Consider the following 22345-nt stretch of genomic DNA (forward strand, 5'->3'; position numbering starts at 1 on the left):
TGTAGAGTCGCGCCATGGCGCGTCTCTACACGTCGCCCGCCCGCGCCATATTAATTTTTCTCCAACCCAAACCAAACTTCCTTGCCATTGATTTTAAGCTGCGCGCAAGCGCTGTCTTCAAGCTCTTTTTTCCCTTCGATTATTTCATCGACCAAAGTCTTTTTCTTTATCTCTTCCCCGAATTCTCCGGTCAAAATCTCGCGCAAATCCTCCTCGGATGTTTCGAAATATATTTTCGCCCGATCCTCAATGGAATAACCCGCGCCTTTTCTCAAATTATTGATTGACCTGATGATTTCCCTGACCAAACCTTCCTTTTCCAACTCGGGAGTGATTTCCGTATTCAACGCCACTTTAACGGGCGCGTCCTCGATCGTTCGCCATTCTCCCCCGTAAGTCAAATCGGAGACCACGCTGATTTTTTTCACGTTCAATTCGTCTTTGATCAAGTCCGAATACTCATCCTTAAATTTATGATCAACGATTTCCAGCTCGGACAGAGCCTGCCTGACTTTGACTCCTTTTCTCTGCCTGATGGCCAGACCGATTTCAATGACTTGCTTGGCTTTGTCCATCATGGACAAAACATTTTGATCAATTAGCTTTTCGTCAAACAAAGGCCAATCTTCCAGATGAACCGATTTTTTCTCCCCGCCGATGCGGTCATAAATGAATTCGGCCAAAAACGGAGTGAACGGCGCCATGGTTTGGCTTAAAGTCATCAAGGATTGATAAAGCGTCGATAACGCGGCTTCTTTGTCCGCCAAGTCATCGCCTTTGACTCGTTCCCTGCTTCGGCGCACGTACCAGGTCGATAATTCGTTGATAAAATCCTGAATGCTCTTTTGAGCGCGATTCAAATCATACTTGTTCAAATTCTCCGTGACTTCCTTGACCATCAAATTCAATTTGCTGAAAATCCATTTGTCCAAAATATTTTCGCCGGAAACGATTTTCGGTTTCTCGGTCGCGTACATCAAATAAAACGACAACACATTGGTGGCCAGCAAAATCACTTTTTTGTAAACTTCATCAACGCCTTTTTCGCTGAACCGTAAATCTTCAGCTCGCACCACGGGCGAGGACATCAGATAAAATCTGAGCGCGTCCGCGCTGTATTTATCGACCACGGCCATGAGATCCGGATAATTCTTTTTCGATTTGGCCATTTTCTGCCCGTCTTCGGCCAAAACCATGCCGTTGACCACCACGTTCTTGAACGCGGGTTGGTCAAACAAAGCGGTTGATAAAACCAGCAAGGTGTAAAACCAGCCGCGCGTTTGATCCTGGCCTTCGGCGATGAAATCGGCCGGAAAATGATTTTTGAAATATTCTTCGTTTTCAAAGGGATAATGCATTCGAGCGAACGGCACTGATCCGCTTTCCATCCAACAGTCAAAAACTTCCGGCACCCTTTGCATGGCGGAGCCGCATTTTTCGCACGGAAACATTATCTTATCCACGAAATGTTTGTGAAGATCAGTCACTTTCTGACCGCTTAATTCTTCGAGCTCTTTGATCGAGCCAACCACTTTCTTTTCCCCGCACACGCATTTCCAAACCGGAATCGGATTGCCCCAAAATCTGGCTCGAGAAATCGACCAGTCGCGGACGTTCTCCAGCCATTTGCCGAACCGTCCTTGTTTCAAATGCTCGGGCATCCAATTTATTTGATCGTTCATTTTAATCATTTCGTTTTTTATATCCGTCACTTTCACGAACCACGAGGAGGTGGCGTAATTTAAAAGCGGGGTGTCGCAACGCCAACAATGCGGATAGCTGTGTTCGAAATCTTCGAATAAAAAAACATTGCCTTGCGCGGCCAAAAAAGCTACTATTTCCTTGTCCGTTTTGGTGGGATCGCCCTTGGGTTTGACTTCCTGTCCGGAAAATTCGCGAACCTGATCAATGAATTTACCGTTTGGCGTCACATGCTGAATGAAAGATAAATTTTTCTCTTGTCCCAAATTAAGATCGTCTTCGCCGAAAGCCGGGGCAATATGCACCACGCCCGTGCCTTCTTCCGTGGACACGAAATCCGCGGAGACAATTTTGTATAAATTTTCCTTATTCGGCAGTTCCTCGCTTAAAAAATAATCGAACAGCGGGACATATTTTTTGTTTTCCAATTCCGCCCCCCTGATCTTCTTTATGAATTCAAACTTGAAATCGCGGTTGGCCTCGGTCTCGTGAAAAACAAACGATTTGTCTCCCTCGGAATATTCCGCGTAATGTCCGAACACTCTCGGTTCCGCGGTCTGCGCCAAAATCAAAAGTTCCTCGGCTCCGCCATCGACTTCTTGTTTTTTCCAAATTGAATAATCCATGTCCGCGCCCACGGCCAAAGCCACATTGCCCGGCAACGTCCACGGCGTGGTCGTCCAGGCCAGCACGAAAGCGGCCAAGCCGTCGATTTTTTCCTCAAGTTCGAATTTGCAAGTGACCGAGATGTCAAAAACATCCATGTAGCCCTGCGAGACTTCAAAATTGGACAAAGTCGTCTCGCATCTGGGGCAAATGTGCATACTGCGATACCCTTCGTAAGCCAAGCCTTTTTCGTGCAAAGCCTTGAATCCCCACCAAACCGATTCCATAAACTGCGGGTCCATGGTTTTGTAACCGCTGTCCATATCCACCCAGCGTCCGAGCCTGGCGATGATCTTTTTCCATTCGTCCGAGAACATTAAAACTTTTTCGCGGCATTTTTCGCAAAATTTATCAATGCCGTATTCTTCAATGTCTTCTTTGGATTTTAATTTCAATTCCTTTTCCACCAAATTCTCAATCGGCAAGCCATGGCAGTCCCAGCCCCATTTTCTATCGACTTGAAAACCTTGCATTGTCTTGTATCTGGGAAAAATATCTTTGATCGTGCCCGGCACTATATGACCGTAATGCGGCAAGCCGGTGGCAAAAGGCGGGCCGTCGAAAAACACGAACGGTTTTGACTCCGGCCGCGTATTGACGGATTCCTCGAAAATCTTTTCTTTTAACCAATATTCCATTATTTCAACTTCGCGTTCGGGAAATTGCTTTCTGTCAGCTGAGAACTTCATATTTTTGTTGAATTTTTAGTGAATTATAATGGTAATTTAGCATGTTTGAGCTGGGCAGTCAATTATAAAAATTAAGAATAATTCGCATTTTTCGACCTTTCAGAAAACGAGATAAATATACAATTTTTTTCTAAATTTAGCTAAATAATACTTGCTAACATTGACAAAATGATATTTATATGATATAATGATGTGTTGATTAAAAAAGGAGAGAGCCGTTGCCATTCCGTTAAATGGCGCATCACTTTTACCCTAAATAGTTGAATAGTTGAAGGGTAAGGCCATAAGCTGAGGTCTGCTTAAATGCCGCAAAAGGTGATGAATACTGATCGCCTAAAGCGATTGGGAGATCTCTTTCCTGGAATTCTTTTATCTTTTAGAAGTTTTCAGGGGAAGAGATCCCTCAGTCGCTTTTTTCATGAATATAAAGATAGGGTATCCTCGCCAGCTTTTCCGGAAACAGGAAATTTGGCAAGGGTAATTTACCCTAAAGTGGCATCGCTCGATAAAAAAAGGACGGGTAGTCCGGCCGGTCAACCGGTCATCGAGGATGAGAGTGGGTTCCTGCCTGCCGGCAGGCAGGCGACTCCCACCGGTGCCGCTAAACAACCATGGATGGGAAGGAGGCAACATGTTTTCCATCCTGATTGTCTTGAGTCTGGTCGTGAGCTTTCACATGCTGAAGTCCTTCGTCAAGGAGGATATCAGCAAATTCCGCAGTCTGTGGGGTATCGTCCCCGCGGACTGCAAAGGGCCGCTCCTGCTCGAGCTCCTCTTCGACCCCACCGCTCTCAGGGAGCGGTTCGAAAGAGAGAGCTCCTTCCAACACAATCTCACCCATTGGAGATAAACTCTCCGCTTCAACTGGGAGCACTCTCATCTGCTCCCAAATCCGCTTTAGCCCACAAACTCTTTATTGGCTAAAGCGGGTTCTTTATTCAAAACAATGCCGACCTCGAGTCGGAGGGAGACGGAAAATGAAGGTCATCGTGTGTGGTCCCCCACACTCGGGGAAGTCGGTGTTCGTGGCAAACCTGAGAAGGTTTCTGCCACGAGAGGGTTCCTTCCTGTTCCGGTGCGCGCCGGACGGTGAGGGAACGTGGAGCAACAAGGCAGATCAGGAGCTCGTCTCCCGGATTCGCCGCAAGGGCAAGTTCGACAGCAAGTTCATGGACTACGTCCTGAACGGTCTGGAGAACTGCCACATCCCCATCACCTTGGTGGATGTCGGCGGAATCAGGAGCGAGCAGAACGAGGCGATCTTCGCCAAGTGCGACGCCTTCATTGTGCTCTCGTCGAAGGACGAGGAGCTCAGTGAGTGGCAGCGCTTCGGCGAGGCCCTCGGTCTGAAGTGCCTGGCGCTCCTCCGATCCCGACTGGTCGGAAGTGAGGAGATCGAAAACGTGCAGGCGGACGCCCCCATCGCCGGCACGATCTGTGGACTCGAGAGGGGGACGGAGATCGATTCCGAGCTGTTGCGGCAGATCGCCCAGCGGCTCACCACCATCACGGCGAGCGAGCTCGCCAAGTACGAAGAGGAGAAGGACATGAGCGAGAACACTACCATCACGACGGCCCAGATCGCGGACACCCTCGGCAAGGGCGTGATCGAGAAGACCCTCCCCAACGGGCGGGTCATCAAGACCATCGACTGGACCGGGGACGACCTCGCCGGGCTCGACGAGCACCTGCGGTCCCGCGGCTTCGGCCGGGCGGATCACGTCGTGTTCGACGGCCCGATGCCGGCGTGGATGGGCCTGGCGCTGGTGCACGGCGTGCACCCGGCGTTCAGCTCCCTAAACGATCCGAGGCTCGGCGCGGTCGGGATCGGCATGACCAACCCCGACGGGGAAGGCGCCGGCCCGAACCTGAAATTCTCGGTCGAAGACAAGGGTGGCTACATGCTGCTCACGTTCGAGATCGAGGGCGTAACGTTCGCCGTCGCCGACCTCGACAAGGTCGTGCCGCCGGCCATCCCCGAGCAGAAGGGTCTGGTCATCTCCGGCCGCGGACCCAACTGGCTCGCCGTCTCGCTGGCTCTGGCGTACCACGCCAAGGCCAAGTGGGTCGCGATGTTCCAGCCGGGCGTGGGCGCCACCGTGGCGATGTCCCACGATCCCGACACCGTTCTCGGCTCGGTGATCCAGATCACCCTTTAATTCTTTTTCCAGCCCCCAGAAAGAAGACAGGGCTGCTACAAATAATATGTCTTCTGCGGCACATCACAGCCCGCCGTTCCCTTGCACAGGGAAAAGGGCTGTTAACATAGGGCGAGACTGCACTAGTTTCGCCCCCTCAAGCAGAGTAAGCTTTACTCACTCCTCCTCTCCGCCTCTGGCGGAGAGAAAAGCTTGCTCTACTTGAGAGAAAAAATTAATACAAAAAATCGCCAACTAATGTTGGTGATTTTTTGTTTGCGTTCTACTGTGGAACACCATGAGCGATAATTGTCCCTCGACTTCCTGCCTGCCGGCAGGCGCTCGGGACACTCGACTCGTCATATGGTGGTACACCACGAGCGAGCCCGAGCAGCGCGAGGGCGAGTCGAGTGGTGGACCCGGCAGGGATCGAACCTGTGACCTCCTGTGTGCAAAACAGGCGCTCTAGCCAACTGAGCTACGGGCCCGAGAATAGAAAATATTTTTTCGATCATCGACGCTAAAAAATTATACCAAATATATTATTCATCGTCAATCTCCGGTATTTCCCTGAAATATTTTAAAAATAAAAGCGCCGGATCCGATAGCGCTTTTGAATTACAGAGAATCTATTAAAATGGACTCCAACTCAGCGTCCAAATCTTCCGGGATATTTTTTTGTTGAGAAAACGATGCCAATTTGACTCGAATTTTCTCCCACGTCGGGTCATCTATTTCCACCTCTTGTTCTTTGGCTATTTCTTTTACCCTCGCCGCGCATTGTCTCAAAACGCTCGGCCAATCCTCGTTCTTATTGGAGAGACGGGCGAATTCTTTGCCTGCGGATTCGGCTCGCCTGACAAGATCAGCGACTTTGCCGCGAGCATATGAGGCGTCATCCGTTTTGGCAAGTTCCGCGGCAAACGCCCCTAATTCTTTTTTCGCCTCTTTTATTCTTGCTTTTAATTTTGCTATTTTAGAAGCATTGGGATCTTTTTTTCCCGCGTCGGGAATTGAATTGACAATATCCCATAAAAAGCGGGCGTTGCTTAATTCTTCACCGAATTGATTTCTCAATTCCGATGTCATTTTTTCCCTTTCCTCCGTTTTGGATTTGGGCAAGTGTCTTTCTTCTTTCGGGACGGCTTTTGCCGTTTGCGCTTCTTTACCGGATATTTTACCCAGCAGTGTCGCGAACACACCCGCGGCAAGCCCTTCCTTGCGCTCCGGCATTTCTTCCTTTATCGATTGAGCCGCTCGGTATGTAGCGTCATTATCATAAGAAGTTTCAACATCATAAAAAGTTTCAACGCGAGAAATCGCCCTCCAACCGTATGGCGCGCCTGTTTTTTCTTCAACCTTAAACACATCGCCGGCGTCTCTGGAAAAAAGATAATCTCCGTCGGTTAATTTCCAGCGTTCACCTTCGCGCCCGCTTCCATAAACAAACACCAGTCGCGACCCTTTTACCAAAAGCTCGCGTCCGGATCCGCCAATGGCTATTTCGTCCGGCGCGTGCGCTATATCGCTTGTCTGCCCGGGAGAAAAAGCCTCCGCCACTCGTCCACCGCGAACGCGTATGATTTTAGCGTAGCCGGAATTACGACCGGATAATATATCAACCAACATTTCTTGTTCGGGAGTAAATTCTTGCTCTTCCGGCAATTCCGCCTCCAATTCTTGAAACAAAGTCTCGGATTTGTCGGGATCGAGCAAAACCGGCCGGCCGTATGGATCTTCCACCTTTAGAGCGTTAACGGCCTCGCTCCATTTATTCCTTAGCGCTGAATATTGTTCATAGGAAAGTCCGAATCGGGCATAGTTATTATAATCGATTCTCTCTATTTTATCGGCAAGCCCATCCATTATTTTTTGAACTTCCGGAGCTCTTTTCAATCGTCTTTCAATTTCCATCGATCTTTCGGCGATAGCGGCGCGGATCGATTCCAAAATTTGAAGCGCTTTCTTCGGATCGGCGTCGGGACTCTCAATCACGGATCGCGCCTCGTTATATTGGCGCTCCAGCTCAGAACGCTCGTCATAAGAAAATCCTTTTTCGCGATATCCGGCAAGCAACTCTTTCATCGTGTCTTGCATAACCGCATATTGCTCTTTCGCCGGAGCCAGAAATTGCTCCCTGTCTATTTTTCTTTGTTTTCTCGCGTCATCTTGCGTTTTTTGCTCAATGGCTCTCTCGGTGGAATTTGCCGCGGCTTCGTTCGTGCGGAAATATCTCACACCGTATTCATATTTATATTCACGTTTATCGTAATCATAATTTGGCCCCAGAATATTTATTCCGGGCATAACGAAGACTTCTTCCCCTCGGTGATTTTTTGCGATAACGACCGGTCGCGCTCCCAGCTCTTCAACGGTTGGCAAGGGGAAAAAATCTTCGACTTTTATTTTCAATGTCTCCGGCGGTCTGAAATTATACCAAGCCTCATCAAGCCGTTTTTTATCCATTGCTTCTTTAAGCTTTGCAAGCGACTCAACGACAACATTGTATCCTTCCCCCGATTTGTACAATATCGCGGGACGCCCGGTCGCTCCGATTGACGGAGCATCTTCTTCGGTCATAGAAAAAACCAAATCAACGGGAATATTCAAGGTAGCCGTAAATTTTTCAACTTTTTCGCTTTCCAACCAGCCGTTAGGATTGGCAAGACGATAATCATAAGAAACTCTGACGGCCACGCCCTTAATTTCAACTGTCTCCGGATGCGATGCGTTAATTTCCGATAAAGTTTCAAGCGGACAAAAATCTTCGATGTTGATTCTCATTTGCTCATCAATGTGGGCGGCCTCCTTTTTGCTTACGCAACCACCCGCTTTTTCTTTATACCAGTCGCCGATCACGGGCAATTTGATCATGCCTCCGGATCGGACATAAAGCGAGTGAAGCAGCTCCATTGCCTCGTTATTGCGTTCAACGCATGGCAAATCCACTTTGCCTTCAACCAACGCTTTCATGAACACTTCCGCTGCTTTTTCATGATCTTTAACTATCCGCCTCTGTTCAACCAATGGCGAGCTCCGTCCCTTTAAACCGAGACGCGAGAGTTCAATCACTGAGTCTTGCTCGGGATCGTAGCTGAAAGATTTGTCATATTCCCTTAAAAGTTGCGGCGCTATTTCCGGCAGCCAGGTGGGATCAACAGGCTGACAGCTGCGGGCGTATGTTTTCGAAGTCCTCATGACATCAGCGCCAATCATCAATTCCGGTTTCATCGAAAATACGGTTGAAGAAGGATGTATATAAATTCTATCAGATCGCTGCTCAGTTCCTTGAACCACGCGCTCATAAGCGAATTTACCGGAATAGGCCATCAAATGCTGAATCAAGCCCGCGGCAATGCACTTCTGAATCTCAACGGGATCGTTGCCGTTGGCGTCATCCACCGGCACTCCCCTTTTTCTCAATACGCGCATAAGCTGAGAGCGGATTTCTCTAACCTCAAACAATTGACGAACATTAAGATAATGATCTATCGCCCAGCCTTCACTGAAACCGGCCGCTGACCATTGACGCCCAATCTCCAGCAATCTTAAAAAATCCGAACCCTCTTTCGCAAACTGGTTATGCGCCGTATCTGCCTCATGCTCTTTGCCTTTCGGCCGCGCAAAAATGGATTTATCTCCAAGCATGGCCGCAATGGTGCAAATTTTTCCTACACAATGATGTTTTTCCGCCTCCAATACCATGCGGCTTATCTCCGGCCGCAATGGCAATTCAGCCATGACCTTGCCGATCGCGGTAAGCTTTTCTTGATCATCGAGAGCACCCAACATTTTCAGAGTCTCAACGGCTTGGGAGATGGCGCTCTCGCTTGGACGATCAATGAAATCAAATCCTCTGACATCTTCAATGCCCCCGTTCTTCATGGCCAAAATCACATGATCCAAATTGGAACGCGCGATTTCCGGCGTTTGAAAATCGGGTAAATTCTGATAATCCTGCTCGGTGTAAAGCCGATAGCACACGCCCGGGGCGGTGCGCCCGGCGCGCCCTTTTCGCTGTTCACAACCCGATTTGGCGTGTTGTTTAACCGTTAGCGCTTCTATGCCGGTTACTGGATTAAATTCTTTTTGCTTGATGAGACCCGAATCAACGACGAAACGAACGCCATCAATGGTCACCGATGTTTCAGCGATATTGGTGGCGACGATAATTTTTCGTTTGGCGCTTTTTAAAAAAATTTTATCTTGATCTTCCGAGGCCATGGCTCCGTAAAGCGGCAAAACCTCGACTTCTTTGATGCCCAAAGATTCTATTTGCTTGATTGTCTGCTGTATTTCTGCTTTGCCCGGCATAAAAATCAAAACATCGCCTTCCGCGCCGCCTTGAACAATCTCTCTGACTTTTTCCGCGGCTTCTAATATGTAATCGCGGACAGTAGATTTTTCATATTTAACATCAACCGGAAACATTCTTCCGGCCACCTCTACTACCGGCGACTTCTCGAAATAATTTGAAAACTTTTCTTTTTCGATCGTCGCCGAGGTGGCCAGCACTTTAAGCTGCTTTTTACCTACCTTTACCCTTTCTCTTTGAATACGCTTTAAAAGTCCGAGCACAAAATCAATATTAAGAGACCTTTCATGAGCTTCGTCGACCATCACCACGTCATATTCTTCAAGCAACGGATCGCTTTGCATTTTTCTAAGCAATATTCCTTCAGTCATGAAATTCGCTCGAGTGCCTTCAGTGGTTTTGTCCTCAAAACGCACTTGATAGCCGATCTCATCTCCAATCCTGCCGCCGCGTTGCTCCGCGACATAACGCGCGACCGAACGCGCGGCCACGCGCCGCGGCTGAGTGATGGCGATTTTCGCTTTTGGCAAAGCGTCAAGCAAAAAAACGGGGATTCGAGTGCTTTTGCCCGAACCGGTTTCGCCGATAATGACAGCGTTATTATTGTTTCGCACGCATTCAACCACTTCTTGACGCCGCTCATCCATGGGCAACGCCGCCTTTTCTAAATTGCGCGCTCTTGGAATCTCCGAAGACGGTTTCGGCCGAGATTCCATTGAAGGATTCAAATTATTTTCCGTCATAAAATTTCAATTATAAAAAAAGCGGAACGCTCGAAGCGTCGGCCTGTTTTTGATAAAAGATTCGCTTGCCATATGACCGCGAGAAATAAATTGCGGCAAAAAGCGGTAATGCCGGAATTTCTCCAATAAGGATAACCTTCTCAGCCGGTAAAAAAGCGTTTGGGAGCAATGGAATAAAATCTTGCGTCCGAGAGACAACCGCATCACCGGTAGTTTGTTCCCAAAGAGAAATAAGATCTATCTGGCGCGACGACCGCGCGCCAGCCAAGTCTGAAACGTTGGTTCTTTGATCTTTAACCTTTTTAATCTTATTCCAAACATCGTTGGAAAAAGTCTCAGCGTACGAAACCGGAGACTTTGAATGCAAAAAAAGTCGCATCAAACTATTATCCGGCATTCTAATCAGCGTTTCATCGGCTATATCGCAAAATATCGCGAAAGTCGCCGCCGACGCTTCAGCCGGCCAGTCGCTTGGCAAGACGGCTATCTCACCTTGAGCTTGAATCGCGACATGATTTCTAAAATCATGATATCCTTTCTCGTTACTCAAATTAAAATCATCCATTAACCGTATTGAAATGAAATCTCGCGCAATTACAGGCATCGCTCCGATCGTCATAATTAAAAAAGTTAATATATTTCAACTGAGTTAATTATATCATCTGCTCCGCGCAACAACAACATTCAATCGGTCCGGCCACGCCTTGCAATAAAATTTCATATTCCGAAATTCAAATTTCAACTTTTAACTTATTTTAAAAAATTTATAAAACATTTGTAACAAATAATAAAACAATAAACCAAGGCTAGCTAATCGGAATTTTTAATTCGTAACGTAAAAGTTTTCCACAGTTTAAATAAAAAACATTGTTTGCATTTAAAAAACAGTTTATAATTTAAATGTGATTGTTCTTTAAATAAAAAATAAAAATTAAATTATAAAAATTTGATTTTTTCTTCCAAAGACAAACTTGTCTTACAATATATTTCGAAAGTATTGTAATTCATTTTTGCAAGGAAGGCGAAAGGAGGTGAAAACAAAATTATGCCAGCTAAAAAAAGAAAGAAAGCCGTGAAGAAGGCGGCTCCTAAGAGAAAGAAAGCAGTGAAGAAGACCGCGAAGAAAAAAGCGGCTCCTAAGAGAAAAAAAGCCGTAAAGAAGACCACTAAGAAAAAAGCGGCTCCTAAGAGAAAAAAAGCCAGTCGCAGAAAGAAAAAGTAGTATAAAAACAGCCCCATTTTCCTCGCGAAATATCAGGGCTGTTTTATTTTAAATATTTGAAATTTTGAAAATTGCTAATTGGAGCTTATTTGTTATTTGACGCTTGTTATTTGGAATTTACAATAAGGTCTCCTGCTTTGGCGCAAACTTTTTAATATCTTGATCATCGAATATTTTCACCTGACCGTACACTCCGTCATATCCCGGCTTTATGCTGAGATTGCCCGTGCGAACTCTATTCACCGCTTCGGCCAGCAATTCATTTTCTTTTTTCAAATCATCAATGCTTGATTCAAGCAAGACATTGAACTCGCTGCCAAAATTATTTATCAAATCGTCATAAACTTTGGCGACTTTTTTTGTTTTTGACTTGACCTGAAAACATTCGGCGATGATTTCGGCCAGCGGCACCAAGCTTTTATATGGAATGGCATTGGCCGGCGTAAATCCCGGCGGCCGATCAGCCAATTCATCCACGCGGTAATCAACGCCGAGCGTCAGCGGTTTTTTGCAGACCGGACAAATCCCTTTCAATTTTTTCGTTTCCGCGGGAGAAAAAGAAGTTTTACAGTCGGCGTGGCCGTCATAATGATACTTGCCTTCTTGCGGATAAAATTCAACGGTGTACAAAAATTTCTTTTTATCTTTATTTTTCAACAAATTGTAAATTTCATCATAACTGAAATCATTCAACTCGAAAACATTAGCCTCTCTGCCGAGATTGGCCGGGCTGTGGCTGTCGCCGTTGGAAATCAAAGTAATGCGATCAAGAGCTGATAAGCGCCAATTCATGGCAGGATCGGACGACAAACCGGTTTCAGCCGCGAAAATATTGGGCGACAATTCCTCAAAGCATTCTTCGATTGAATCAAATCCCGATTTTGAGCCGAATAAAGAAAACCACGGCGTCCAAATGTGCGCCGGCGCGATTATGAATTTTTCATTGATGTCCAAAGCCATTTTCGCCAATTCTTTGGCGTCAAGGCCCAGAATCGGCCGGCCGTCCGACTTAATGTTAAATCCCATTTTGTCCAACCGCTCGTTCAATTTTCCAACCGCTTCAAGCGTTGGCGCGAAAAGTAGAATATGAATCCGCCTGGTCTTGTCATTTTTTTTGTAAATGCAAGAAATTTCATTGGATAATAAAAAATGAGTCTTTTTTTCGCCAAGATCGCCTTTGAAAGTAAAAATCCCGAGGCCGTTATCGACCAATCCGACTTTCAATTCCTTAAAATACGCCGGATGGCAAAAATCTCCGGTGGCGATAAGGTCAATGCCTTTGATTTTCGCTCGCTCGCTCAAATTCAAAATATCCATTTCCTTGGATGTGGCTCTCGAATATTTGGAATGCAAATGAAGATCGGCGATGATTTTCATAATTTTTTCGATAAAAATTTTTCAACTAAAAGTCTTTCTTCTTCCGTATTAACGCCCAAGCATTCTTTCGGATCAACCTCCATATTTAAAATTTTATGACCGTCGGCCACGGCGATTTCAACCAAATCGGTCAGATAATATTCGCCTTGGGCGTTATTTTTATTCAATTTTTTCAAATTCTCGAAAAGCCACTTTCGGTCAAAGCAAAATTGCGAAGGATTTAATTCCTTAATCTTCAATTCCTCGGGGGTCGCGTCTTTTTTCTCTTTAATACCGATAATTTCGTCGGCTTCATTTCTTAAAATTCTGCCAAAGCCGAATAAACCGGCTCGCCAATCCGAAAAATCGTCGGCTTTAATGGTAATCATGGCCATCGGCTCGTCTTCGGTCTCGGCCAAATCGTTCAATCCGACAATGGTTTGCGCGGACAGACAAGGCATGTCTCCGTATAAAACGATTATTTTCTCAATGGCCGGATCGATAAACTTCTCGCAGACCGCCACCGCGTGTCCGGTGCCGAGCCGCTCATGTTGCCAAACGAAATCTGCCCGATCTTTCAACCGTTCTATGACCAAATCGCCTTGAAAGCCTATGACCGCCAGCGGTTTTCCAATCTTGGACTCCGAGACTTTTTCCATCACCGAATCGATCATCGGCCGGCCGTTTATTTCAACCAATACTTTAGGCAATTCAATCGAGCCGAATCGTTTGCCTCGGCCGGCCGCCAAAATTATAATTTGAGTTTTATTGTCTTTCGTAAACATACGTTTTGCCCAACTTTTTATTTCCTTCATCCGTATAAATTATTTCCTTTGGCGTCCAGCCGTTGACTTGAAACCCGTATGAAATCACTGTCGCGCCGGCCGCCAACTCTTTTTCGAACTTCGGCCTTAATTTTTCCAAATATTTTTCCATCAAATAAACAAAAATCACATCGAATTCCTTTAAATTTATTTTTTCAAAATTTTTCAGTCGGATCAAAGTCTTTGACCTCAGACACAAATTTTTTATTTTGCCTATACAGTACGGCCAGAGATTCAGCTCATAACCGCGCAAATTTTTATACCCATTCTTTTCCAAAAATCTGAGCACCCTGCCGTCGCCGCAACCAAGGTCAACGATTTGAGCGTTAAAATCAAAACGCTGTTTTAAAAAAATCTTTTTAAGTCTTTTTTTCTTCAACGATACATAAGGAACTCCTCCGACAAACGGCAAAATAAACACATTCATTGAAAAAACTATCGCTATAATCAGCGAAAAAAATAAAAACGCGAATAATATTACCCAAAATAGCATTTCCGGCATACATCTTCATTTTAACAAAAAAAACATGAAAGAACGAATAACGCATTTTAAATTTTTTAAAATATAAAAGAGGTACATAATCCTGGCGACGACCTACTTTCCCCATAGTGAGTATCATCGGCGCACGAGGGCTTAACTTCTGTGTTCGGAATGGGAACAGGTGTACCCCCTCCGTTAGAATCACCAGGATTATGTACCTCTTTAAAATTGTTGCTTTAAAATAAACTTTCTCATTTAAGTGGTTATGCATTTGACTTATTAGTACAGCTCGGCTAAATGCCTTGCGGCGCTTACACCTGCTGCCTATCAACCTCGTAGTCTTCGAGGAGTCTATAAGGAAATCTAATCTTGAGGACGGCTTCGTGCTTAGATGCTTTCAGCACTTATCCAAACCGAACGTAGCTACCCAGCAATGCCCTTGGTAGAACAACTGGTACACTAGAGGTTCGTCCTTCCCGGTCCTCTCGTACTAGGGAAGAGCCCTCTCAAATTTCCAGCGCCCACAGCGGATAGGAGACCGAACTGTCTCACGACGTTCTGAACCCAGCTCGCGTGCCGCTTTAATTGGCGAACAGCCAAACCCTTGGGACCTTCTACAGCCCCAGGATGCGACGAGCCGACATCGAGGTGCCGAACCTGGTCGTCGATATGGACTCTTGGACCAGACTAGCCTGTTATCCCCGGAGTAGCTTTTATCCGTTGAGCTTCCGCCGTCCTATTTCGTACGGTCGGATCACTAACTTATGCTTTCGCAACTGCTCGACTCGCGGGTCTTGCAGTAAAGCTGGCTTATGCGTTTGCACTATCGATTCCGTTTCCATCGGAACCTAGCCAACCTTTGTAAACGCCTCCGTTACCTTTTAGGAGGCCACCGCCCCAGTCAAACTACCCACCAGATACTGTCTTCTCTCTGGATTCACAGAGTGGAATTAGAACTAAAAACACGCAAGGGTGGTATCTCACTGGCGTCCCGAAGGACTCCCACCTATTCTGAACAAGCGTATTCTTAGCCCAATATCAAGTTGTAGTAAAGCTTCACGGGGTCTTTTCGTCCAGCTGCGGGAAATGAGCGTCTTTACTCATCTCGAAATTTCGCCGAGTACCTTGTTGAGACAGTCTCCATGTTGTTATGCCATTCGTGCGGGTCGGAACTTACCCGACAAGGAATTTCGCTACCTTAGGACGATTATAGTTATCGCCGGCGTTCATCAGCGCTTCGGTTCAGTGCTTGCACACCTCCCCTTAACGTTCTGACACTGGCCAGGCATCAGCCCCTATACATCAGCTTGCGCTTTAGCAGGGACCTGTGTTTTTGGTAAACAGTCACATGGAGGTCTTTCGCTGCGTCCCGACCGGAGTCGGGAAGGCCATCTCCCTAGGTTACGGCCAGCTATTTTGCCGAGTTCCTTAACAAGGTTTCTCTCGTACACCTTAGGCTTCTCGCCTCATCTACCTGTGTCGGTTTACGGTACGGTTGCCTTTAACTTAGCTCTAGAGGCTTTTCTCGGCAGTCTGATCAATCAAATCGGGCTTGCCTTAGCTCACCCTTTTGCCAATTTTGGAATTATGCTCCTGGATTTACCTGGGAGCCATCCGCTATCGGCAACGCACATTACCAAATTGCGCCTGAGATTACTTACTGCGTCACCCCATTGAAAATTAAAGACAGTGCGGGAATATTAACCCGCTCATCCATCGACTACGCCTTTCGGCCTCGCCTTAGGACCGACTAACCCTGGGTCGATTTGCGTTGCCCAGGAACCCTTAGATTTTCGGTGTCTCGGGTTCTCACCGAGATTTTTGCTACTCATGCCAACATTCTCTCTTCTCCAAACTCCACCGCCTCTCACAAGTACGGCTTCATTGCTTGGAAAATGCTCCCCTACCCCTTCCCGCCAAAGGCGGAAAAGCCACATCTTCGGTACTATATTTAGCCCCGTTACATTTTCGATGCAAAACGACTTGACCAGTGAGCTATTACGCTTTCTTTAAAGGATGGCTGCTTCTAAGCCAACCTCCTAGTTGTATAAGTCATTTCACTTCCTTTCACACTTAATATAGATTTTGGGACCTTAGATGGTGATCTGGGCTGTTTCCCTTTTGACTAATGGAGCTTAGCCCCCATAGTCTAACTCCCGAGCTGAAGCTTTGGTATTCGGAGTTTGATTGGAGACGGTAGGTTTCCCATCCGCCCCCATTCAGTGCTCTACCCCCAAAGTTATACTCGAGGTCAACCCTACAGTTGTTTCGGGGAGAACCAGCTATTACCGAGCTCGATTGGAATTTCTCCGCTAACCACGACTCATCCCCGCGTGTTGCACGGCGCGTGGGTTCGGTCCTCCATCCAGCTTTCGCTGAACTTCAACCTGGTCATGGCTAGGTCGCCCGGTTTCGGGTCTTGTGCCTGCTGCGAACTGAAAAAGATAACTGGTAACCGCAAGCGGCTGCCAGAAAATCAAATTCAGTATACGGACTTTCATCCTCGCTTTCACTATGCCTCCGCTCTACTCGAGCTTAGACAAGCAACAAACAACAAACTCGTTGGCTCATTCTTCAATAGGCACGCCGTCATCCCGATAAATCGGGACTCCGACTTCTTGTAAGCGTATGGTTTCAGATACTATTTCAGCCCCCTCACCGGGGTGCTTTTCACCTTTCCCTCACGGTACTTGTTCACTATCGATCATAAGAGATATTTAGTCTTACCAGATAGTCCTGGCTGATTCCTACGGGATTTCTCGTGTCCCGCAGTACTTGGGAATGCCTGCCATAGACTTATAATCTGTTTCACCTACGGGTCTTTCACCCTCTTTGGATGAGCTTTCCAGCCCATTCGGCTACAAATTATAAGGATCTATCTTTACTTATCAGAGTAAAATCGCAAAATTCCCGCTACACCTTGCCAACATATGGCCTGATAACCTTACACCCGAGACAACCAATGCCCGAAGGCAAAGATCATCTCAAATAAAGTTAGCAAGGTTTGGACTTTTTCCTTTTCGTTCGCCACTACTCAGGAAATCATTATTATTTTATCTTCCTCCAGGTACTGAGATGTTTCACTTCCCTGGGTGAGCTTTTCCGCCCTATGTATTCAGACGGAAATGATTCCGATTTTAGCCGGAATCGGGTTTCCCCATTCGGAAATCCCCGGATCAAAGGTTGCTTGCCACCTCCCCGAGGCTTATCGCAGGCTACTACGTCCTTTATCGCTCTCTTATGTCTAGGCATCCACCTATACGCTCTTGAGTTGCATAACCACTAAAATGAGAAAATTTGTACTGTTATATTGATTCTCCATAGTATGTTGATATACTCGACGAATAAATTGAAAATTTATTTGTCATTTTTTAATTGTCAATGATCATGAGACAACTTAATCGGAAATAAAAAAGGCATTCGCAGCTCTGAAATCGTTATCTTGTTCGAGCAAACGACTACCTGTGGATAATTTAAATTGTCTGTGAAACATTATACATTAAATAAACGAACCATGTCAAGCAGCAAACCTTTTGCTTCAAAACATTGACATTTTCGCTAAATTACGGTATAATTATTCAGTTACAAGATTAAAGTTTCTAGTTGAAAGTATGGGGTGATTTTTAATCCTACTGAACTTTAATCTAACAAGCTGGGGTGGTGAAATTGGTATACACGCTTGCCTTAGGAGCAGGTGGGCATTGCCCGTGGAGGTTCGAGTCCTCTCCCCAGCACCATTCGACTCGGCTTTGCTGCGGCAAAGCCTCGCTCATGGTGTTCCACCACCTGCACAAGCGGGGCGAGGCGAATGCCCTGAGTGAGGAGCGGTAGTGACGAATCGAAGGGCATTCTTAAAACCGGCATCTTGGCCGATTTTTTTATTTTTAAAAATTTTAATGAATTTTAAAAGCGGCCTGCGTTGCAGTCCGCTTGGTGGTTGACTTGAGAAGACGAGGTTCAGCTCACGAGGAAGCCCGAGGCAGAACCCCACTGCCGTCTGGCAAGCGCGCCCAGTACGTCGTCTCCGACAACTTTCGTCGTCATGACAACTCTCCTTGCGCTCGCGCTGAAAAACCGGTCAGCGCTTCCGGCCCCGCCTCGACTTGAGAACAGGGAGATTCGGAAAAAATTTGTCCGAATGTCTTTATTCTCAATTCAAGATAGTATGTTATACAACAACAGAAATGTCAATGATAAAATCTCTTATTATAACCGAAGTCAAAGGCATATTTTACATTGACAGTACCTCCCTCATAAGTTAAAATTTATTCGAACTCAACACCCGGGAGGGCCACAAGATGAGCGGGAACACAACGCCCGAAACTGGCGCGGATCAATCAACCCGCGATGAGGAGACGTGGCACAGCCGCGTCTTTCATCAGTGGGTCGGCCAGGCAAACGGCCGGCTGGTTGGATATCCGGCCGCGTTCATCAGCGAAGTGATCGGAGACAATCCCTGTTTCTCAGATGCCGCGGCCACCGGATCAAGCGTGGCCAATGCCTGCATGGCCGCCATGTCAGTCGATTACTCGGACGAGCTCGGGCGCGGCGGAGCGCTCTGGCTGAGGCGACAGCCGGCAAGGATTTGGAAGCAGCTTCTAGGATTTTCAGAACATCACCGCCAAGGAGTCGACGAAACATTCCTGGCCATGGTGATGTGGCTGTTTGACCCGGAAAGCGACCGAGCTCATGACAACGCCTTCGAATGGCTATGGGATATACATCCTTACTTTTCCTGCGGTATGCACATGACCGGCAGACTCAGCTCCGACTTCGACAACCAGATTGAGGAGACAGCTCAATCCTGGCCGGCAGATACCAGGCGATGGACGCGCTGGGCGACCGAGAAATACCCGCTCGCGTTCCAAAATCTCGGAGGTTTTATCAAGCGCGGCGACTTAATAAGCGCGCCGATCCAAGAGTAGCCACGGCTGCTCTTTTTCAAATTTAAGAGAGCCAATGTGATGGCTCTCTAGTTGAACGCGACTTCGTGATACGGAGCAAAAGACTCCGCGTCAAAGATCGACGCGACCATGCGGCCGTTCAATTCCGGGTCCCAGGCCGGTTTGATCGAAATCAACACTTTTTTGCCGACCACTTCGCCGAAAAGACAGCCCGAAAACACCATGACTTGTTCCTTGCCGTCAATTTCAACAACAATGACCGCTCGGTGTCTGGCATGTCTGCCATATTTGTCGGCCGTTACTTTCAGCAACCGGAACCTTTTGAACACGCCAAGCACTTGAAGCATCGTCTTCCCTCCCGGTTTAGGTTCCCATTCGACATACATTATAATTATCAAGCAATCCTGTCAATTGCGATTTTTGTCTTTGAGTGGTAAAATTTGGGTACAAGATTACAGATAAACACACGAGATTATACAGATTGGAGTTATATCTCGTACAATCTGTACACTAATCTGTAATCTCGTAACCTAAAAATATGCAAACGATTTACATAATCACCACCGTAATTTTCGCGATTCTTTTCATCGCTGCGCTTTTTTATTTTTCAAAAAAACTAAGCGCGCTCAAGCCCGAAGAAAAAGACGACAAAAGCATGCAGCTTTTGCAAGAGCAATTGAAAGAAATCCGGCAGACCATGGATTACAAGCTGGGTGAATCTCAAAAACAAATTCAAACGCAATTCGGCCAGAGCGCCAAAATAATTCGGGACGTCACGGAAAAATTGACCAAACTCGACGACACCAATAAACAAGTGATGGGCTTTGCCGAGCAGCTGCAAAGTCTGGAAAATATTTTAAAAAACCCGAAGCAAAGAGGAATTTTGGGAGAATATTATTTGGAAACTCTTTTGAAAAACGTTTTCGCGCCCAATCAATATCAATTGCAATACAAATTCACTGACGGAGAAATAGTGGATGCCGTGATTTTCATCAAAGACTATATCATTCCCATTGATTCGAAATTTTCACTCGAAAATTACAATAAAATCGTGGAGGAAAAAGATCCGACTCGGCACGAGCAGCTGGAAAAACTTTTCAAACAGGATTTAAAAAACCGAATCGATGAAACATCCAAATACATCAGGCCTCAAGAAACAACGACTGACTTCGCTTTCATGTTTATCCCGTCCGAAGGAATTTACTACGACCTTTTGGTCAACCAAGTCGGCGCGGTCAAAGTCAACACGCGCGATCTGATCGAATACGCGTTCAAGGAAAAACATGTGATCATTGTTTCGCCGACTTCATTTTACGCGTATTTGCAAACAGTGATTCAGGGCTTGAAAAAAATGCAAATAGAGGAGCAGACCAAGGAAATAATCAAACGCGTGGAAGAACTCAACAAACATATCGCGGCTTATGACATGCACATGAAAAAATTGGGCAATAACATCGGCACGACCGTGAACACTTACAATACCGCTTATAAAGAATTCAAAAAAATAGACAAAGACGTAGTGCGGATTACCGGCAGCGAGCCGGCGATTGATCCGATGGAGATTGATAGGCCGCAGGCAGACTAATAAATCCAGCGGCATCGGTATTGAGGCTTGAACATTGAAATTCGTTATATCGAAATTCGAAATTGGCTATGGAAATTCGAGGTTCGAGATTCGTTTTAACCGATTTCCGACGTTCTATTTTCTATTACTCTTCAGCTTCGCTCAGGACGGACGATTTTTCCTTCTAATTTGTAACCATTTGTAATATTTGTATTGATTTGTAAATTTGTAACCCCAACTTGACAAGGCCTCAATTCCCCGCTATTATATCAAAAGTCATTATCTTTAATATTCAACCTTAATCTTACAACTGATATGCCAAATACCAATCAAGGTAAAAAAGAACTGAGAAAAAGCATCAAGCGATCCAAATTAAATCGCGTCGCTGTGGCAAAAGTTAAAACTTTGAGAAAGAAAACTCTCAAATCAATCGAATCAAAATCGGCCGATGCGGAAAAAATGATCAAAGAGACCATTAAAAATATAGACAAGCAAACTCAAAAAGGCAGAATCAAAAAAAACACCGGCTCGAGAATGAAATCAAGGTTGATAAAAAACTATAACAAGACCAAAGCCGCGACAGATTCAAAATAAATTCAATCCAATATAAAAAGACCGGCATAAAAGCCGGTTTTTTGTTTTGATCGCGCGGGATGGGCGCATGCCCATCGTAGAGACGCGCCATGGCGCGTCTCTACGCGGCGGCGACCCGCCGCCGACCCGCGCGGTTTTACAACCCCATCACAAACAAATCCAACAAAAGTTGCGGCGACCAGGAAGTGGATTTGAATTTTTTTTCAATCGATAAAAGCCGGCTGTAAATTTTTTTCAATTCTTCAAAAGTGAATCTGTCCGCCTGCTGCCAAGTCTTTTTGGCCACGAACGGGTGCAGTTTCAATTCCCTGGCCGCGAATTCCGGCGAACTTGTTCGGCCGCTGTTTTTAACGTCTTTGATCATCAAAATATTTCTGAATTGCCTGACAATCATGGTCAACAAATAAAATTGATTGGCGCCGCTGCCAAGTTGATCGGCCAAGAGCTTGCCGCTTAAAGCTTTATTTTTTACTGAAAGCGCGTCCACGAAATCGAAAATATTGTCGTTGAATTTTCCCTTGACCAAATCCTCGACATCTTTGACTGAAATTTCCCGATTCCGGCAATAGCTCGCCAACTTCTGAATTTCAGCGTCCAGCTGCCACAAATCATTGCCGACCAAAATTGCCAGCCGCTCAGCCGCCGAATTGGCAATGGTCCCGCCGACCGAAGCGACTTGTTTTTTTATCCAATCATTTAGCAAAAAACCTTTGGGGCTGGCAAACGATTTTACTTCCGCCAAAGGCGCCTTAGCGAGCGCTTTGTAAATCTTGCTTCTTTTATCGATTTCGCCTTTTTGGGAAAAAATCACGAAAAATTTTTCCGGCAATTTTTCAACGCTCCCCAAAATCAATTCTTCTATTTTTTTATCTTGTTTTTTCGCGAAAAAATTTTTCAAAATAATCAATTTATTTTGGCCGAAAAGCGAATCGACCTGCAAAGCGTTCTTTAATGTTTGTTCGACATTCCCCTTTTCTTCAAAATCTATTTTTAGAATATTAAAATATCCGTATTTGTCTTCAAACAAGGTTGTCCATTTTTGAATTTGTTTTGAAATCGCCCAGCCGTTTTCGCCTGACCAGACGTAGATTTGTTTTTTATCAACCATAATTAGACAATAACCTTTTGTGGATTCCCGCTTTCGCGGG

13 protein-coding genes, 2 tRNA genes and 2 rRNA genes are annotated in these 22345 nt (G+C 46.0%); 6 read left to right on the plus strand and 11 right to left on the minus strand.

Going from position 1 to position 22345, the window contains the following annotated elements; all coding sequences use genetic code 11:
* Positions 1-50 precede the first annotated feature (50 nt).
* A complete protein-coding gene (gene ileS, locus VMX18_03405; GenBank protein HUT22425.1) occupies positions 51-3056 on the minus strand; it encodes an isoleucine--tRNA ligase in 3006 nt (1001 codons plus the stop codon).
* A gap of 977 nt (positions 3057-4033) precedes the next feature.
* Here ileS and crn3 point away from each other — a divergent pair.
* Positions 4034-5215 carry a CRISPR-associated ring nuclease Crn3/Csx3 gene (crn3, locus tag VMX18_03410; protein ID HUT22426.1) on the plus strand — a complete coding sequence of 394 codons (1182 nt, stop codon included), beginning with the start codon at positions 4034-4036 and terminating at the stop codon, positions 5213-5215.
* Positions 5216-5605: 390 nt separating this feature from the next.
* On the opposite strand, the gene VMX18_03415 is transcribed toward crn3, so the two are convergent.
* From VMX18_03415 to VMX18_03425, 3 genes are all read right to left on the minus strand, one after another.
* Positions 5606-5682: transfer RNA gene (locus tag VMX18_03415), tRNA-Ala, on the minus strand.
* 130 nt (positions 5683-5812) lie between these two features.
* A complete protein-coding gene (locus VMX18_03420) occupies positions 5813-10252 on the minus strand; it encodes an ATP-dependent RNA helicase (protein ID HUT22427.1) in 4440 nt (1479 codons plus the stop codon).
* A 10-nt stretch (positions 10253-10262) separates the two neighbouring features.
* A complete protein-coding gene (locus tag VMX18_03425; protein HUT22428.1) occupies positions 10263-10871 on the minus strand; it encodes a hypothetical protein in 609 nt (202 codons plus the stop codon).
* A gap of 426 nt (positions 10872-11297) precedes the next feature.
* On the opposite strand from VMX18_03425, the gene VMX18_03430 reads away from it, so the two are divergent.
* Positions 11298-11474, plus strand: coding sequence for a hypothetical protein (locus VMX18_03430; GenBank protein HUT22429.1), 177 nt, complete (start codon positions 11298-11300; stop codon positions 11472-11474).
* A 117-nt stretch (positions 11475-11591) separates the two neighbouring features.
* On the opposite strand, the gene VMX18_03435 is transcribed toward VMX18_03430, so the two are convergent.
* The 5 genes from VMX18_03435 to VMX18_03455 all read right to left on the minus strand — a co-directional run bounded on the left by VMX18_03435 (position 11592) and on the right by VMX18_03455 (position 17416).
* Entirely contained in the window at positions 11592-12851 is a 1260-nt protein-coding gene (locus VMX18_03435; protein ID HUT22430.1) for an endonuclease Q family protein, read from the minus strand.
* Complete coding sequence (locus VMX18_03440) at positions 12848-13615, minus strand: NTP transferase domain-containing protein (protein HUT22431.1); 768 nt, start codon at positions 13613-13615, stop codon at positions 12848-12850. Before VMX18_03440 ends, VMX18_03435 begins: the two co-directional genes overlap by 4 nt.
* Positions 13596-14156 carry a methyltransferase domain-containing protein gene (locus tag VMX18_03445; GenBank protein HUT22432.1) on the minus strand — a complete coding sequence of 187 codons (561 nt, stop codon included), beginning with the start codon at positions 14154-14156 and terminating at the stop codon, positions 13596-13598. Before VMX18_03445 ends, VMX18_03440 begins: the two co-directional genes overlap by 20 nt.
* A gap of 80 nt (positions 14157-14236) precedes the next feature.
* A 5S ribosomal RNA gene (gene rrf / locus VMX18_03450) occupies positions 14237-14344 on the minus strand.
* Positions 14345-14394: 50 nt separating this feature from the next.
* A 23S ribosomal RNA gene (locus VMX18_03455) occupies positions 14395-17416 on the minus strand.
* 370 nt (positions 17417-17786) lie between these two features.
* Here VMX18_03455 and VMX18_03460 point away from each other — a divergent pair.
* Both VMX18_03460 and VMX18_03465 read left to right on the plus strand, forming a co-directional pair.
* Positions 17787-17872, plus strand: a tRNA-Leu gene (locus VMX18_03460).
* A 561-nt stretch (positions 17873-18433) separates the two neighbouring features.
* Positions 18434-19060, plus strand: a complete 627-nt coding sequence (locus VMX18_03465; protein ID HUT22433.1) for a hypothetical protein — start codon at positions 18434-18436, stop codon at positions 19058-19060.
* 47 nt (positions 19061-19107) lie between these two features.
* On the opposite strand, the gene VMX18_03470 is transcribed toward VMX18_03465, so the two are convergent.
* On the minus strand, positions 19108-19386 hold the full coding sequence (locus VMX18_03470; GenBank protein ID HUT22434.1) for a hypothetical protein: 279 nt from the start codon (positions 19384-19386) through the stop codon (positions 19108-19110).
* A 191-nt stretch (positions 19387-19577) separates the two neighbouring features.
* Between VMX18_03470 and VMX18_03475 the strand changes: the two genes are divergently transcribed.
* Together VMX18_03475 and rpsT are read left to right on the plus strand one after the other, a co-directional pair.
* Positions 19578-20624, plus strand: coding sequence for a DNA recombination protein RmuC (locus tag VMX18_03475; protein ID HUT22435.1), 1047 nt, complete (start codon positions 19578-19580; stop codon positions 20622-20624).
* A gap of 294 nt (positions 20625-20918) precedes the next feature.
* Positions 20919-21197, plus strand: a complete 279-nt coding sequence (gene rpsT / locus VMX18_03480; GenBank protein ID HUT22436.1) for a 30S ribosomal protein S20 — start codon at positions 20919-20921, stop codon at positions 21195-21197.
* A gap of 136 nt (positions 21198-21333) precedes the next feature.
* On the opposite strand, the gene holA is transcribed toward rpsT, so the two are convergent.
* Positions 21334-22305 (minus strand): DNA polymerase III subunit delta, encoded by a 972-nt coding sequence (holA, locus tag VMX18_03485; GenBank protein ID HUT22437.1) that lies wholly within the window; start codon positions 22303-22305, stop codon positions 21334-21336.
* Positions 22306-22345 lie beyond the last annotated feature (40 nt).

The sequence above is a fragment of the Candidatus Bipolaricaulota bacterium genome, assembly GCA_035528115.1.
In the GTDB taxonomy this organism is placed as follows: Bacteria; Patescibacteriota; Patescibacteriia; order UBA11705; family DATKZF01; genus DATKZF01.

What these genes read in the sequence shown, in the direction of transcription:
- ileS (HUT22425.1), bottom strand. Translation starts at nt 3,056, where the DNA reads ATGAAGTTCTCAGCTGACAGAAAGCAATTTCCCGAACGCGAAGTTGAA.
- crn3 (HUT22426.1), top strand. Translation starts at nt 4,034, where the DNA reads ATGAAGGTCATCGTGTGTGGTCCCCCACACTCGGGGAAGTCGGTGTTC.
- VMX18_03420 (HUT22427.1), bottom strand. Translation starts at nt 10,252, where the DNA reads ATGACGGAAAATAATTTGAATCCTTCAATGGAATCTCGGCCGAAACCG.
- VMX18_03425 (HUT22428.1), bottom strand. Translation starts at nt 10,871, where the DNA reads ATGACGATCGGAGCGATGCCTGTAATTGCGCGAGATTTCATTTCAATA.
- VMX18_03430 (HUT22429.1), top strand. Translation starts at nt 11,298, where the DNA reads ATGCCAGCTAAAAAAAGAAAGAAAGCCGTGAAGAAGGCGGCTCCTAAG.
- VMX18_03435 (HUT22430.1), bottom strand. Translation starts at nt 12,851, where the DNA reads ATGAAAATCATCGCCGATCTTCATTTGCATTCCAAATATTCGAGAGCC.
- VMX18_03440 (HUT22431.1), bottom strand. Translation starts at nt 13,615, where the DNA reads ATGTTTACGAAAGACAATAAAACTCAAATTATAATTTTGGCGGCCGGC.
- VMX18_03445 (HUT22432.1), bottom strand. Translation starts at nt 14,156, where the DNA reads ATGCCGGAAATGCTATTTTGGGTAATATTATTCGCGTTTTTATTTTTT.
- VMX18_03465 (HUT22433.1), top strand. Translation starts at nt 18,434, where the DNA reads ATGAGCGGGAACACAACGCCCGAAACTGGCGCGGATCAATCAACCCGC.
- VMX18_03470 (HUT22434.1), bottom strand. Translation starts at nt 19,386, where the DNA reads ATGCTTCAAGTGCTTGGCGTGTTCAAAAGGTTCCGGTTGCTGAAAGTA.
- VMX18_03475 (HUT22435.1), top strand. Translation starts at nt 19,578, where the DNA reads ATGCAAACGATTTACATAATCACCACCGTAATTTTCGCGATTCTTTTC.
- rpsT (HUT22436.1), top strand. Translation starts at nt 20,919, where the DNA reads ATGCCAAATACCAATCAAGGTAAAAAAGAACTGAGAAAAAGCATCAAG.
- holA (HUT22437.1), bottom strand. Translation starts at nt 22,305, where the DNA reads ATGGTTGATAAAAAACAAATCTACGTCTGGTCAGGCGAAAACGGCTGG.